Consider the following 14462-nt stretch of genomic DNA (forward strand, 5'->3'; position numbering starts at 1 on the left):
ACCGAATCAGGGTCCTGTCTGTACCTCTAGCAGACAGGATGCTGTAAACCGCTCCCCTTTATGTACATGGGGTGTATCTGCCGAAAAGATGTTTTGTAGCGAACACATTTTTTTGGGTGAGGGGATGCGGTTTTCTTCTGTAACACCTGATTGCTCTGATCGTCATCGCGCTTTCCAGCTCAATCAGTCCGCTAACAATAATAAAGAGATCGTTATGACTAACAAAACAAAACCCTGGATCTTTACTGCAACCTGTCCGAGCCAGTTAGGTACTGTGGATGTGGTCACCCGTTATATGGCGACCTCTGGAAATTACGTGGATGAAATTCATTCTTTTGATGATCGTGCATCCAGCAAGTTTTTTATCCGTATTGAATTTACTCCTCAGGCAGACGATTTTAGCCCTGAGGTGTTTTCCGAAGAGCTTGGCCCTTGTGCCGCAGAGTTCGATATGGAATGGCAGTTAACCGAACCGGAACATCGCCCACGGGTGGCGATTATGGTGTCCAAGTTTGACCACTGTCTGAACGATCTGCTTTACCGCCACCGTACCGGTCAGCTGAATATCGATGTACCTGTGATTATCTCTAACCACCCGGACCTGAAACATCTGGCCGAGTGGCATGATATTCCTTATTACCATTTACCCATCACGGCAGACACCAAGCCTCAGCAGGAAGCGGAAGTGATCCGTTTGCTGGAAGAGTACGATATTGAGCTGGTGGTACTGGCTCGCTATATGCAGGTGCTGTCACCGGATCTGTGTCGCTATCTGGATGGTAAAGCGATCAATATTCACCACTCACTGCTGCCAGGCTTTAAAGGGGCTAAGCCTTACCACCAGGCATGGGAGAAGGGCGTGAAAATGGTGGGTGCGACGGCGCACTACGTGAATAACGATCTGGATGAAGGCCCAATCATTACTCAGGGTATCCAGGTAGTTGACCATGCCCATTATCCGGAAGATCTGGTGGCGAAAGGCCAGGATGTTGAGCGCGTTACTCTGTTTAACGCTGTGCGTTACCACATTCAGAAGCGCGTCTTCTTAAGTGGCAGTCGTACTGTTGTCTTTAGCAATTAATTTGAGAGTAGTCGTAATTAATTTGAGAGCAGTAATTAATTTGAGAGTAGTAACTGATTTGCTAGCAGCTAATACCCAATCCGATAAGTTGTTGTAGGTCGGAAAAGCCGCAAGGCGCCTTCCGACAATCATCCGGTATCGGAGTCAATGTCGGATGGCGCTCCGCTCATCCATCTACTCTGATATCAAGAAACTTATCAGGAATGGTATAAAACAGCCGCTTCGTATAGGGGATGCTGTTTTAGCTCAACCCGTTAAGGAACCTCTGAGTCTGTCATGCCGAGACTGAGTCCTCCATCCCCTGTAGGACTCTCAGAGGTTCCGCTTTCTGATCACGTTAATACCAATCCAGATAAGTTGTTGCAGGTTGGAAAAGCCGTAAGTTGCCTTCCGACAATCATCCGGTATCTGAGTCAGCGTCGGATGGCGCTTCGCTTATCCAGCTTACTCTGATATCAAACCTAAGGGGCTCACCGCTATGGATATCAATAATAATCGCCAGCCCTTGGATTTTGGCCGCACTATGCGTCTGTTCCGTCAGGAAAAAGGTTATACCCTGGAAAAAGCGCAACAGATAACTGGGGTCGCAAAATCCACGCTGTCTAAGATCGAAAATAATCAAATTTCTCCCAGCTTTGAAACGCTTCAGTCCATAGCGATCGGTTTGAATATCTATTTGCCGCAGTTGTTTGAGCGTCTGATGGATAAGCCTAAACCTTTTGCCCGTTTGGATATTACCCGCGCTCCAAACCCGGATCATGCTCTGGCGCAGCAGATCTCCAATAAAAAACTGATGCCTACGGTATTAAAAATCACCAATCGTTCGGTACGTGAGTTTACTGAAGAAGTAAAAGAAAAAGATCGTGGCGATGCGTTTTTGTATGTGCTGAAGGGGAGTATCGTGCTCTTCTCAGAGTTTTATGAGCCCATTGAGCTGCATAAAGGCGATAGTATCTACTACGACTGTAGCATGGGGCAAAATCTGCTCTCTTCTGGTGATGAGGATGCCGAGGTGTTGTGGGTCACGGCATAACAGGAGCTATCTGAACAAAGCATAACTTCCGGGCAAGTTTTCAGTCAGCGCCTGTTTAGGAATACCATTCGGGTAATGTTTTCCAGAGTAGCCCTTTTCAAAATATCCTTTCTTTTTGCAGGTTGTATCTTTTAACAGAGGGTCTCTTTTTCAGCTGAGCGTTAATCTGATTTTTGCCAACCATCGTAGGAGATAGGTTGCTGGTAAAGCGCTTGTTGATATGACTATGGATGACGAAGAGTAATCAAAGTGAAGAAAGCCCATCTGCCCTGGAAAGTATGCCCCGTATGCAACCGGCCGTTCAGTTGGAGAAAAAAGTGGCAAAAGGATTGGGAGCAGGTGATCTATTGTTCCCGCCGTTGTCGCTCTGGCAAAAGCAGCATTACTGAAACATAACAGAATCAGGAACAGGGTTTTCCTGTATTTAAAGAAGAGAGTCTAATGGCTAAGACATCCTATCAATTATCTGAAGCGGATAAGTCGCGTATTATCGAGATGGCGTGGGAAGATCGTACTCCTTTTGAAGCGATTGCATTAAATTGGAGCCTAACAGAGCCTGATGTGATCGCTTTGATGCGCGGCTCTTTAAAGCCAGGCTCATTTCGCTTATGGCGCAAGCGCGTATCGGGTCGGAAGAGTAAGCATCAGCAGTTGAGAGATCCTAATATCAGCCGGGGTTATTGCCCAACTCAATATAAAATACGCTCAGGCAAGTAAGAGCATTAAGCCGGTAGCAGGGTGCTGGCTGAGCGCTTGGGTCTGCGTTAGCGCTAAAAATATTAGTTTTAACACCAGCATGATTTATCGTGATCTGAGGGGGTATGTGTCCGCTTAGGTGTTGTGTTGTAAAGACTTAGGGCTATCCATTACCTAAGCGCTATACCATGTATTGAAGACAATGGCCGTGGATAAGTAAATGATTTTATACAGATCTGTATAGCAAGAGTATTGAAAGCGATTGTTTTAATTAGTGCTATAAATAGCAGGGGTGTAACAAGGGGATTCGTGCCGTGAAAAAAAACATTGACCTGGTTTGGCAACTGAATTAAAAATCGCCCACTTGGAACACTGGCTGATCAAAAGACACAGTTTGATCATTTTCTAAGCCAATATTTTCACCCTTGGTGCACGCAGCAAAAAGACAGTTTTTTGTCTTTTTGCTTTTTTTGCTTTTTTTGCTTTTTTTGCTGCTTTTTTGTTAGCCAGGGTTGTGGGGCTGTTCCGGTGCTCAGCCTTCCTTTAAACGCCCTTGGTCATTCCTATTCTCAGGAGACCCCATTATGGATAAATCTGTGGTCGATCACCCCGTTTTGGCACAGCTTGATCGTGAGCTGTATGCGCTGGTTAATGGTGTTGAAATTCTTGAAGCCGTGGCGCCAAAGAACTTTCAGCAGCAGAAACAGGCGTTTTTTGACTCAAAGTGTACGCTCAATCCTGCGTTTGTTTATGAGCAACACAAGATCGATCTTTTCCAACGTAAAAGGGCGCTCTATCAATTGCCGGTTGAGAATCTGCCTGATCCCGATCTGATACAGCTTTATAGCGAAGTGATTGAGTCCTACGTGGATAAACTGGACCAGTATCGTTCCGTTGGTACCAGTGACTTTGTCTATGATTCTCTGCGTTACTACGGTGAGCCAACAGTCAAAGATATTCGTAACGCGCACTTTGTTTTGCATGTGCCTAACGAATTGGGTGTAGAGGATAGTGTACCGGTTGATGCGGAAGGTATTCTGGCTCACTTGAAAGCGTTCGCGGATATGCAGGGTTATCAATATGAGCTTGTGTTATCTGAAGGCATGATTGCTAATGCGCTTGTATCCGGTACTCGGGTGCGAATCAATACCCGTGCAAAAGTGTGTCAGACTGAAGTCTATGCGCTGGCTCACCATGAGCTGGGTGTGCATCTGGTGACAACATTAAATGCCCGACAGCAGCCGTTGAACATTCTATCACTGGGCAGTCCGGTTAATACTACCACGCAGGAAGGGTTGGCGATTTTGTGTGAGTACCTGGCGGGCTATCTGACAGTCCCCCGGCTGAAGGTATTGGCTTTACGGGTGATTGCGGTTCAGTCGATGCTGGTTGAGAAAGACTTTAAACGCACATTTCAGCTGTTGAAAGAGCAGTACAAGGTGGATGATCAACTGGCTTTTACAATCTGTGCCAGGGTGTATCGGGGTGGTGGTTTTACGAAAGATTATCTGTATCTGCAAGGGTTTCATCAGATGCTGAATGCCTATGAAAATTGCCCGGATTTCCATCACCTGTTGGCCGGTAAGGTGTCTATAGAGCAATTACCTTTGGTCACACGTTTGATTAATAAAGGCTATCTGAATGCCCCGACCTATATCAGCCCGGCAATCAGCCAGCCTAGTCCTATTGAAGGTGTCAGCCGCTTTATGGCGCATGCGATTAAATAGCAGCGGTTGGAATATGTTTAACCATTGATGTGAAGGGTTTAAAAAGCTCGGGTCCTTATCGGTTAATACTTTTGAGGGCCGGTGGAATCCATCAATAGTAGCCAGTGCTGCGCGCGCTTTTACTTACCCTCTTTTAGATTCACCGAGCCAAAGGTCGACTCTGCTTTGGCTTCGGTAAATGCCCCTTTTGCCAACGACTCCTGATAGCTTCTCATCGATTTGAACGGTGGCTTCTGCGAGGGGAGCTTCTGCTCAGCTTCGCGCACTTTGGCTTTCTCTTCCTTGGTCATGGTCGTACGCTCTTCGCTTGGGGCAACGCCCATCTGCTCACGATAGCATTTACTGAAGTGGGTCGCTGAGACAAAACCGCAGGCAGTAGCGATATCTACAATGGGCATAGTGCTCTGTTTTAATAGCTGACGGCCTCTAAGCAGTCTGAGCTTCAGGTAATACTTAAACGGCGAACAGTGCAGATACTTTTGGAAGACTCGTTCCAGCTGGCGGCGTGAGAGCCCGACATAGTGAGCCAGTTCATCCATACCAATCACCTCTTCGATATTGGCTTCCATCAGAGCGACCACTTCCGACAGCTTAGGCTGGTTGGTACCTAAGACATGACGCAGAGGAACTTTCTGTTGATCACTTTCATCTCTCACACGGTCACAGATAAACATCTCTGAGATAGCCGCAGATGGCTGAGCACCATGCTCCTGCTTGATCATATTCAGCATCATATCCAGCGGTACGGTGCCCCCGGAGCAGGTCATGCGTTTGCCGTCCATACTGAACAGACGATTCGAGCAGTTTACTTTCGGGAAGGTTTCTTGCAGGGAAGCCAGATACTCCCAGTGCACACTACAATCATAACCATCCATCAGGCCCGCTTCTGCCAGCAGATAAGGACCGGTACAGACTCCGCCCAGTTTGCAGCCCTTGCGATCCATCTCCTGCAACCAGCTGATATGCTTTTTGTGATAGGCCTTGGTGACATTGACTCCTCCGGCGACTATCACGGTATCCAGAAATAGATTGGAATACATACTGGCATCGGGTGTGATTTTAATGCCATCACTGGCGCTGATGGGTTCACCGTCTTCAGTCAGGGTGTACCAGGCATACAGTTCCTCACCGGATAACTGGTTAGCCATACGCAAAGCTTCTACTGCTGAAGCCAGAGAGATCATGGTGAAGTTGTTCAGCAGCAGAAAGCCTATGGTGCGTACTCTGCGGCTGCTGGTATGTTCTTGATTGGAATTGCTCATAAGCTCAGTGCACCTTAGTGCTCGCCAGTCTTCATGGAAGTAAAATGCCTCCTGTTGTGAGGCCGCTTTACACGCTGGCAAGTCGATTGTTTTTCTATTTTACTATCGGAATGCTATGCAAGGTCAGGTTTGCGTCCAGTGCTGACGGCACCTTGTGTTGTATCTAGAGGATACGACATTTATTTGAATGTAGGGTAGCTGAAAAAAACGCCTCAACGATGAGTCTAACGTACGTTAGAAGACTTATTCTCAAGCCGGTAGTTAGCCAGTTATCCAAGGAAAGGTTTATAGCTGGTTTGTGGGCCAAAAAGATAGAGCTATGACGCTTTTTGAGGGCTGGATGTCGCTTTTTATTTTAGGTAGATCAAGTCTAAGAATAAGTGAAGGCTCGTTTTAAACACTGCCTTCACATCTATTATTTAAAGCTTCAGTGCCGCCATTTTTTGAAAAAATATTGTCATACCTGCCATGAGCCAGTTATGTGTTGAGTTTTCTCTACTTGAGCCAGAAGTGATGGTGACGGGACGGTGGCAACATACGGAATTGGACTTACTTGATACTCAGACAGGGAAAAGGCAGCTATACTCGATTGATAGTACTATAAAAACCAACACGTTACCGACGTTGCGTGAGATGATACTGAATCACATGGGGGTAGTATTATGCCCTGGCCTCCTTGTCCAGGCCGATATTAGAGCAGAACGTTTGGTGCAAGTATTACCTGAGGTTCATGGGCGTGCGTGGCATTTTTATTTCTTGCATCAGTATATGGGTGATAAACCAATTCATATTAGTCGCTTCTACCAGTTAATCTGTTACCATTTCAACAGGGTAGCGCAGTCAGAGAGCGTATAATATAAAAGGGATTTTGTTTGGGAAATGATCGCCATAGGGCCAATAACCTGATTTGTATCAGCGGGTAGATAACATTAGGGTTTACCCCAGGTGGCTGAATCGGATTATTCTGCTAAAGTCCTTGCAGATCAAATGGTTTTTGCTTTGTTGGTAGCAATTTTGTCACCTGTTTTAAGGGGCGACAATACTTTTCCTGGTCTTTTCGTACTGGTAATAAGGTACTTACACTGTAAAAAACCTTGTATTGTCCAGATTACCTGATTGATATCTTGTTTAGAGTAAAATTTAAGTATCAATAATGGATAATTAAAGCGAACACGGCGTTTGGAATACAGAAGATAGACTGATATGACGACCCTTTTACATCGTTTTAACACCAAGCAGATCTTCTTTGGCATTATTTTGATTGAAGCTGCAGCGATTTTCCTGCTGCTAAATTTTGTTTTTTCAACCTTATCAGGGCAAGCTAAGTCACAGGCTTTGACTGATATGGCAACCATGACACGAACGGTTGCCCAGCAGGTGGATGAAGAACTTAATAAGGTCGCGTTTACTACCAAGATTATCTCTGATGCTTATATGCGTGCATACGAGGCCCTACCCGAGCAAAGCTTGAGCCAGACGGAAGAATGGCGCTCAAAAATGCATCGCACTGAAACCAGTTGGGCGTTTTATCATGATGGCAGCAACAGGCCAGAAACTCCGTTTCAATCACCTGCGCTGACCAGCTTTGTTGATAAAAAAACTCACTTTGACAGTGATGTTGCCAGACAAATCGCTGCAGCTGAAGATGTGAAATATCTGATTCAGGGGATCTATGAGAACTATCAGTACTCTTGGGTTTATATCAGTACAGAAGATGATCTGGTTCATATCTACCCCAGTGTAAGCCTGGAATATTCCAGTGCTTCCACAGCTCCGACCACCAAACACTGGTATCTGGCAGCTGACTTTGAGAACAAAACTTTTGGCTGGGAAGAGCCTTATAGTGATCTGGCTGGAGAGGGGCAAATGGTGACGGTTTCCTACCCCTTTTATGATCAGCAAGGCCTGCTGAAGGGTGTAACCTCTCACGATATTAAGATTCAACAGCTGCTGGATGCCTTTCTAAAAGATATCGAGCTGTATGATAACTCCACTATTGTAGTGACCTCCCGCTATGGTAAAGCGATCTCAACTAATCAGCAGATATGCAATGATGAGATTGAAGCCAGGAACAAAGACAGTTACCGCGGTGTGCTCTATTACTTATCCCCACAACATTTGATTAGGCAGCAGCAAGATAACCCAGAGTCTGTGATCTCTGATTTTTCTGAACTGAATCAGTTATCTGGCAGTGTCATGCAGCGACTCGCCGATAAAGGATCTCTGTCGTTTGAATTGGACGTGGTGCAGGCTTCAGGTCAGGAAGAAGTATATCAGGTCAGTGCGGTACAAATCCCGGCGACAGGCTGGACGATTATCAATGCGGTACCTAATTCAGCCATTATAGGCACTTTAGGCAAGGTCAATGAAAGAATGCAGGTGTCAGTTGCTTTTATATTGGCATTCTTGTATCTGGCCATTGGCTTTATCTACTACTTTCGTTTGTTTGTCCCCATTCAAAGTGTATCCAGTATTGCGACAGAGATCAGTGATGACAACTTAGAGCATGAACTGCCAACCCAGTACTCTGGCGAGATGGGCGTTCTGTTTAAAAACTTTGGTCGTATGATCGAGAAACTGCGGCATTCAAAGGAGTTAACTCAGGAGTATCACAGGAAACTGGAAGATGAGGTTAAGCAGCGTACCGAGGAGTTGCACGAGAAAAATAAGCTCCTTGCCAAAATCGCAGAAACTGATCCGCTGACTCAGTTGTTTAATCGGCACAAGCTGTATGAATCTCTGTCGCAACAGCTGGAGTATGCGGGTCAAGGTCATCAAGGCTTTACCATTATCTTGCTCGATATTGATAACTTTAAAGCGATTAATGATAGCTTTGGTCACAATGTGGGTGACCTGGTCCTGAAAGAGTTTGCCTCTATTCTACGAGCCGTGTGCCAGGGCAGCGAGATAGTTGGTCGCTGGGGGGGAGAGGAATTTCTTATTATCTGTCCGCAAAGTGATTTAGAGTCGACTATCCGTCTGGCTGAAAAACTCCGGGTACATGTTGAGCAGCAAAGTTTTCCTGAAGTGGGTTGTGTTACCGCAAGCTTTGGTGTCAGCCTGTACCAGGTTAACGATAATGCAGAAAGCTTGCTGGAGCGAACGGATGTCGCGCTTTATCAAGCCAAGGATAATGGCCGTAATGATGTTTGTTGTGTTGATCATCTGTTACCAGGTGATGCTTAGGTTATGATAGCGCCTGTGTCTAACCTCCTCGGCGAGCCTCATGAAGAAAACGGATAAGAAGATAGAAAAAAATTTAATCACAGCATTGACTCATGTATGTGATGCTGCTTTGGATCGTGTCGAAGGCTTTCAATGGTTAACCCATATTGCAAACTTCAACAAATTTCCTGAGTCACTGTCGGTTATTTGCATTTTTGATTCTATTGATAACCTGGAGCAAGCAAAGGCGTCTGCCGAAGTTGAAGCTCTGTATGCGCTGATTGGCCGAGAGCTGAAAGCGGCAAATATCGCCATCAGCGATGTTGCCCGGCATGTATGCTTTGATACCGAAGAAGAGTGTACTGCGGAGCATGATGGCAAATGGAGTGTCAGATTACGTAAACACTGAAGTGAATCGAGCCGGGTACGATAATAGGTCAGGTGTGCCCATAGACAAGAGGAAGCGATATGATTGAGTTCCTGGAGATTGGTGTACCAAAAGCAGTAGCTTATCGTATTTCAGGGAAGATAAGTCAGGATGAGATGCACGAAGTGCTGCAGAAGATAACGGCCAAGATAGATGATTTTGGTGAAGTCTGTCTGTATCAGGAGGTTGAAAGTCTCGGCGGTGTTGAGTTTGAAGCTATTGTAGAAAAGCTAAAGTTTCTGGTAAGTCATGGCGTGTCGGATATTCATAAAGCAGCAGTGATAACGGATAAAAAGTGGCTGCATAAGGTTGTGAGTTTTGAGGATAAACTGTTTCCAAAAACCGAATTGCGCAGCTTCTCGGTGGAAGCAAAGCATGAAGCAGTGGACTTTTTAAGGGATTAATAGGGATGTTTGGTGGTGAGTGATATAGCCAAAGCGACCGCAGAGCGATAAAGCACGCTCTACGGTCAATCGGCTTATTGAGCCGTATTCTCGGACTAAGAGTTAAGCCTTGACGTTGATGTTGTTACCCAAATGGGGTTCAACGGAGGGTTGTACAGGGGCAACACCACTCATTAGAGTCTCGACTGCATTTTTATGCGTTTCCTGAATAGATTGAATCAGAGAGGCTTGCACTCCCAATGAAGCATTCTGATGGCCCATATTGCTGGCAACAATACCCACACTGCCCATAGCATCCATTTCTATTTTCCTCTTCAGTTAAATTCAATGACTTAAATAACGGCGGATCATGGATTATCTTAAGCATAATCCAATGTGAGAATGTTGCAGTTTGTTTTGCGAATGTAGCGCAGAGGAAACATTCGCAAAAAAAACATCGAGCAAAGGCCCTGTATCAATCTTTTATGTAAAAGACGCTCAAGGCAAGAGTGGGTTCAGCCTGAAATTATAAAGAGGGGCTTATTTGTATTTGTGCGCTTGAAAGAAGAGGTGACATAAAAAAGGGCCCTAAAGAGCCCTTCGGTAATAACAGAGCGTTTTACAAACGGCTCTCTCCGTACACCAGGTCTTTTTGTTGCGCTGCCTGAGCCTTGGGAACCGCAGTACCAGACACCTCGGTTACTGGTAAAATGGCATTAATCTGCCCGGTGCCAGAGCTGCCAAACAGCGGTGTAACCACATCCGCTTTACCCTCGTATTCTGACCAACCCAAGGCGCCTAACAGCATGGCAGTATCGTGCATAAAGCCTTCGCCGTGGCCTTTAGCCGCATATTCCGGCAACATTTCGCAGAATGTTGACCAGTCACCCTCTTCCCACATACGAATGGCTTGCTTGTCCAGGGTTTCCAGCATCGGGCTCCAGATTTTATCGGCGAACTCAGGCGCCTGACCATTCTGAGCAAAACGGTGCGACATGGAACCTGAAGCTAAAATAGCCACTGTGCCATCGTAGTGTTTCTCAATGGCTTCACGGAAAGCCCACCCCAGACGGGCGCTATCATTCAGATAATGCACCTGGCACAGGGCAGAAACACAGATCACCTTATAATGGTTGTCCTTATTCATATAACGCATAGGGACCAGAGTACCGTATTCAGGGGCCAAAGTAGTGTTGTCGTGTGCCAGGGTTTCGACACCTTGCTCATTGGCCACGTTTGCCAGCAGATTACCCAGTTCAGGATTACCGTAAAGATCGTATTCCATATTGCTGATAAAGTGTGGCAGCTCATTACTGGTATAGGTGCCTTGCCAGTGAGGTGCGCAGTTGATGTGGTAGCCCGCATTTACCAGCCAATGGGTGTCAAACACAACTATCGTATCAACACCCAGTTCACGACAACGGCGGTCAATCTCGATATGACCATCAATAGCGGCTTGGCGACAACCTTTGCGTGGACCATCTAATTCAGAAAGATACATGGATGGAACGTGAGTGATTTTAGCTGCGAGTGCAAGTTTACCCATTTGTAGCTACCTAATTGTCTTTTGCAGTAGAGGGCCTGGAATGACCAGGGCATCACACCAAACAGAATGAGCAAGATTGCTGTGCTGTTCAGTTATTATTAAAGTTAATATGTTAATTAAAAATATACTTAATATGTTATCTAGTGTCAAAGAAACCTAGAGGCTGAGTCAGGTATTTCTTCAGTGGCTGATAGAGCCTGAAGCCAAGAATCAGTGGCTGAAAGATAAAAAACGGCGGTCATCGTTTGTTTTGCCTGTTTGCTTTGTTTTTGCCGTTTGTTCGTCTTCGTTTTGCGCTGTGCTGCAAACTTACGTATGATTTGGCAGAGTTAGTATGTCTCAAAAAGGGCCAGTCGGATGGAGCTTTTTGATGATCAGGATGTTTTGGGCGTTGGGTTTTCCTGTGCTCTGAAATGAAGTCTGCCAGAAGCATGCCCTCTACAGGAGTTGCTAGGTTATGTGGAACTTTTATCGAATAGGGCGTTTGGCGGGCTTGTATTTAGTCGTTTTTCTTTCATCAATTTTACTCATCATTACCAGCCCGACTGCAATAGGGGCTCCTGCAGAGGCTTTCTCTTTTAGCCGTGATATAAAGCCTGTCTTTGATCAAAAATGTATTGCCTGTCATGCCTGCTATGATGCGCCCTGTCAGCTCAAGCTGGAGTCCGCTTCCGGGGTTCTCCGGGGTGCAAGTCAGGCGTCGGTTTACAATGGCGTCCGAACTGGTGATATGAGTCCTACCCGGCTTCACTTGGACGCTTTGACAGAGGAAGGTTGGCGCAAAAAAGGTTTTTTCTCCATTATACGTTCCGTTGACGGCGATACAGAGGAAGATAAGAGATCTTCCCTGCTATTGGGTATGCTGGAGCTGGGTAGGGAGAATCCGGTTGCTCCTGGTCAGCCTCTGTCAGATGACTATTCTCTGGGCATATACCGTGAAAACCAGTGTCCGAAACCGGAAGACTTTGCCGACTATCGCGAAAACTATCCTCTCGCCGGAATGCCCTATGGGGTGACGGGACTAACGGATGATGAATATCATCGTCTTACCACCTGGCTGAAGCAGGGGGCGGAGGTCGAAGAGTCTTCTTTAGTAATATCAGACGCGACAACAGATCAGGTAAATCAGTGGGAAGCATTTTTAAATCATGACGATAAACGTCATCAACTGGTTGCCCGTTATTTATTTGAGCATTTGTTTCTGGGGCACCTGTATTTTAAAGGCGATCACTCTGGCACCTATTTTCAATTGGTGAGATCACGCACCGCAGCGCCTGGGAAAATTGTTCCAGTCGCAACAGTCCGTCCGAATGGAGATCCGGGCGGCAAGTTTTACTATCGTCTGCGCCCTCTGGTTGACACCCTTGTCCATAAAACCCATATCGTTTACGAGTTGAGTAAAGACAGGATGGATCGCTACCGTGCCCTTTTTCTGGAGACCGAATGGCGAGTCGATCAATTACCCGGTTACGGTTATGAATACGCATCGAATCCGTTCGTTACTTTTGCGGCCATTCCCTCACGATCCCGCTATCAATTTATGCTGGATGAAGCAGAGTATTTTGTTCGTAACTTCATTCGAGGCCCTGTCTGCCGTGGTCAGATCGCGACTGATGTGATCCGCGATCAGTTCTGGGTCATGTTTGAAGATCCAGACTACGAGCAGTATGTCGGCCAGCCAGACTATCGTGAACAAGTGATAAATCTGTTGGGATTACCCGGTGAAAATTCGGACATGATGGCGCTGGGTTCTGCCTGGTTCAAATACAGTGGTAAGCGCAATAAATACCTGGAACATCGCCAGAAGCAGTACCGCAAGGCTTTCCCCAAGGGCGCGGCTGTCGAACAGATATGGGATGGCGATGGCCACAACGACAACGCTTTTCTGTCGGTCTTCCGACATCATGACAGTGCTTCAGTTATGAAAGGGTTTCAAGGGGCGTTACCCCGCACGCTTTGGCTGATGGATTACCCATTATTTGAGCGTACCTATTATGAGCTGGTAGTGGGATTCAATGTATTTGGCAGTGTTTCTCATCAGGCTCAGACACGACTTTACTTTGATCTTATTCGCAATGGTGGAGAAACCAATTTTCTCCGCCTGGCCCCGCCTCAGGAGAGGGAGGCTATGTATAAAGACTGGTATCGCTATAGCGGTCTTATTAAAACGCTGATCAGTTACCATGATCTTGATACCAAGACCCCTTCAGCGCTGTTGCTGTCTTCGCGACGCGATACCAAACTGCAGATTGTTGAGCAGATCTGGCGTGCTAATCATCATATCATTGATAATCGCACCCTTGATGGATGCCGTGATCCTGATTGTTTACGTTTGGGTTTGACGCATGAAAACCAGATCGATAAACAGCTGGCCTCATTGACCGAAGGTCGGGCAAAGGATATTCCCGGTATTGATCTGCTGCCCGATGTTAGTTTTCTAAGAGTTGATTTACCGGGCGGTGATTTCTCCGTCTATACATTGATACGTAACCGGTCACATTCCAATGTCGCATTCATGCTGGGCGAAGAGCTTCGCTATGAACCGGAGAAAGATAGCGTCACTATTTTCAGAGAGCCTGTTGGCAGCTACCCTAACTTTATTTTCAGGGTGCCGCAGCGGGAGGTTTCTGCATTTGTGGGTGAGCTCGCGAATATGAAGCGGATAAAAGATCGCCGAAAAGTTGTGGACCGTTGGGGAGTACGCAGAACTGATCCCAACTTCTGGGAGATATTCCACAGCTTTCGCTATTATATGGAGTCGGAACAGCCCCGGCAGGCGGGATATTATGATCTTAACCGATACAAAGGGTGGTAGCCCCGTTTAAGAGAAGCAGCCCCAAAGCCAGACTTTGGGGCTGGCCGTTAAAATACCAGGTGAGCAACCCCTGCGATAACCGGTAACGTAATCAGCGTGCGCAGTGCAAAGATAATAAACAGTTCCAGCAAATGAGACTATTCATAACTCTGTGTAACGGCCATTAGTTAAACGTAGTCTTTTTAATCGGTTCAGATGTTTATGCTGCAGCGCCGTAGAGAACCTCTCTGATGGTCAAGGGAGCAGGTAGGGGAATACCTGTTATTTATCAGTCTGTAACAACAAGATAATGCCGCTACAGCGAAGATCTTATTCATGAAACTTATG

13 protein-coding genes are annotated in these 14462 nt (G+C 46.3%); 10 read left to right on the plus strand and 3 right to left on the minus strand.

Annotation, left to right across the window (positions count from 1 at the left end; translation table 11 throughout):
* Positions 1-214: 214 nt before the first annotated feature.
* From purU to H579_RS0107070, 5 genes are all read left to right on the plus strand, one after another.
* Positions 215-1081: a formyltetrahydrofolate deformylase gene (gene purU, locus H579_RS0107050; RefSeq protein WP_028300091.1), complete on the plus strand. Its 867-nt coding sequence runs from the start codon at positions 215-217 to the stop codon at positions 1079-1081.
* A 478-nt stretch (positions 1082-1559) separates the two neighbouring features.
* Positions 1560-2114, plus strand: a complete 555-nt coding sequence (locus tag H579_RS0107055; RefSeq protein ID WP_051227396.1) for a helix-turn-helix domain-containing protein — start codon at positions 1560-1562, stop codon at positions 2112-2114.
* 249 nt (positions 2115-2363) lie between these two features.
* Positions 2364-2510 (plus strand): DUF2256 domain-containing protein, encoded by a 147-nt coding sequence (locus tag H579_RS28505; protein ID WP_084623999.1) that lies wholly within the window; start codon positions 2364-2366, stop codon positions 2508-2510.
* Positions 2511-2555: 45 nt separating this feature from the next.
* Complete coding sequence (locus tag H579_RS0107065) at positions 2556-2831, plus strand: TIGR03643 family protein (RefSeq protein WP_028300093.1); 276 nt, start codon at positions 2556-2558, stop codon at positions 2829-2831.
* A 563-nt stretch (positions 2832-3394) separates the two neighbouring features.
* A complete protein-coding gene (locus H579_RS0107070; RefSeq protein WP_051227397.1) occupies positions 3395-4537 on the plus strand; it encodes a flavohemoglobin expression-modulating QEGLA motif protein in 1143 nt (380 codons plus the stop codon).
* 119 nt (positions 4538-4656) lie between these two features.
* Here H579_RS0107070 and gbdR read toward each other — a convergent pair whose 3' ends face one another.
* Positions 4657-5799: a choline metabolism transcriptional regulator GbdR gene (gbdR, locus tag H579_RS0107075; RefSeq protein WP_028300095.1), complete on the minus strand. Its 1143-nt coding sequence runs from the start codon at positions 5797-5799 to the stop codon at positions 4657-4659.
* Between the two features lie 513 nt (positions 5800-6312).
* On the opposite strand from gbdR, the gene H579_RS30065 reads away from it, so the two are divergent.
* From H579_RS30065 to H579_RS0107095, 4 genes are all read left to right on the plus strand, one after another.
* Positions 6313-6654 (plus strand): LysR substrate-binding domain-containing protein, encoded by a 342-nt coding sequence (locus tag H579_RS30065; RefSeq protein ID WP_028300096.1) that lies wholly within the window; start codon positions 6313-6315, stop codon positions 6652-6654.
* Between the two features lie 348 nt (positions 6655-7002).
* A complete protein-coding gene (locus tag H579_RS27715) occupies positions 7003-8985 on the plus strand; it encodes a diguanylate cyclase (protein ID WP_051227398.1) in 1983 nt (660 codons plus the stop codon).
* 40 nt (positions 8986-9025) lie between these two features.
* On the plus strand, positions 9026-9373 hold the full coding sequence (locus H579_RS0107090; protein ID WP_028300097.1) for a hypothetical protein: 348 nt from the start codon (positions 9026-9028) through the stop codon (positions 9371-9373).
* 59 nt (positions 9374-9432) lie between these two features.
* A complete protein-coding gene (locus tag H579_RS0107095) occupies positions 9433-9795 on the plus strand; it encodes a SpoIIAA family protein (protein WP_028300098.1) in 363 nt (120 codons plus the stop codon).
* Positions 9796-9897: 102 nt separating this feature from the next.
* On the opposite strand, the gene H579_RS0107100 is transcribed toward H579_RS0107095, so the two are convergent.
* Entirely contained in the window at positions 9898-10095 is a 198-nt protein-coding gene (locus H579_RS0107100; protein ID WP_028300099.1) for a hypothetical protein, read from the minus strand.
* Positions 10096-10393: 298 nt separating this feature from the next.
* Complete coding sequence (gene hpaD, locus H579_RS0107105; RefSeq protein ID WP_028300100.1) at positions 10394-11320, minus strand: 3,4-dihydroxyphenylacetate 2,3-dioxygenase; 927 nt, start codon at positions 11318-11320, stop codon at positions 10394-10396.
* Between the two features lie 457 nt (positions 11321-11777).
* Here hpaD and H579_RS0107110 point away from each other — a divergent pair, with 457 nt between their 5' ends.
* Positions 11778-14135, plus strand: a complete 2358-nt coding sequence (locus H579_RS0107110) for a fatty acid cis/trans isomerase (RefSeq protein ID WP_051227399.1) — start codon at positions 11778-11780, stop codon at positions 14133-14135.
* Positions 14136-14462 lie beyond the last annotated feature (327 nt).

The sequence above is a fragment of the Oceanospirillum beijerinckii DSM 7166 genome, assembly GCF_000422425.1.
Lineage (GTDB): Bacteria > Pseudomonadota > Gammaproteobacteria > Pseudomonadales > Halomonadaceae > Oceanospirillum > Oceanospirillum beijerinckii.

Bases quoted from the DNA above. Each gene is read 5' to 3' on its own strand.
- purU (WP_028300091.1), top strand. From the start codon at position 215: ATGACTAACAAAACAAAACCCTGGATCTTTACTGCAACCTGTCCGAGC.
- H579_RS0107055 (WP_051227396.1), top strand. From the start codon at position 1,560: ATGGATATCAATAATAATCGCCAGCCCTTGGATTTTGGCCGCACTATG.
- H579_RS0107065 (WP_028300093.1), top strand. From the start codon at position 2,556: ATGGCTAAGACATCCTATCAATTATCTGAAGCGGATAAGTCGCGTATT.
- H579_RS0107070 (WP_051227397.1), top strand. From the start codon at position 3,395: ATGGATAAATCTGTGGTCGATCACCCCGTTTTGGCACAGCTTGATCGT.
- gbdR (WP_028300095.1), bottom strand. From the start codon at position 5,799: ATGAGCAATTCCAATCAAGAACATACCAGCAGCCGCAGAGTACGCACC.
- H579_RS30065 (WP_028300096.1), top strand. From the start codon at position 6,313: ATGGTGACGGGACGGTGGCAACATACGGAATTGGACTTACTTGATACT.
- H579_RS27715 (WP_051227398.1), top strand. From the start codon at position 7,003: ATGACGACCCTTTTACATCGTTTTAACACCAAGCAGATCTTCTTTGGC.
- H579_RS0107090 (WP_028300097.1), top strand. From the start codon at position 9,026: ATGAAGAAAACGGATAAGAAGATAGAAAAAAATTTAATCACAGCATTG.
- H579_RS0107095 (WP_028300098.1), top strand. From the start codon at position 9,433: ATGATTGAGTTCCTGGAGATTGGTGTACCAAAAGCAGTAGCTTATCGT.
- H579_RS0107100 (WP_028300099.1), bottom strand. From the start codon at position 10,095: ATGGATGCTATGGGCAGTGTGGGTATTGTTGCCAGCAATATGGGCCAT.
- hpaD (WP_028300100.1), bottom strand. From the start codon at position 11,320: ATGGGTAAACTTGCACTCGCAGCTAAAATCACTCACGTTCCATCCATG.
- H579_RS0107110 (WP_051227399.1), top strand. From the start codon at position 11,778: ATGTGGAACTTTTATCGAATAGGGCGTTTGGCGGGCTTGTATTTAGTC.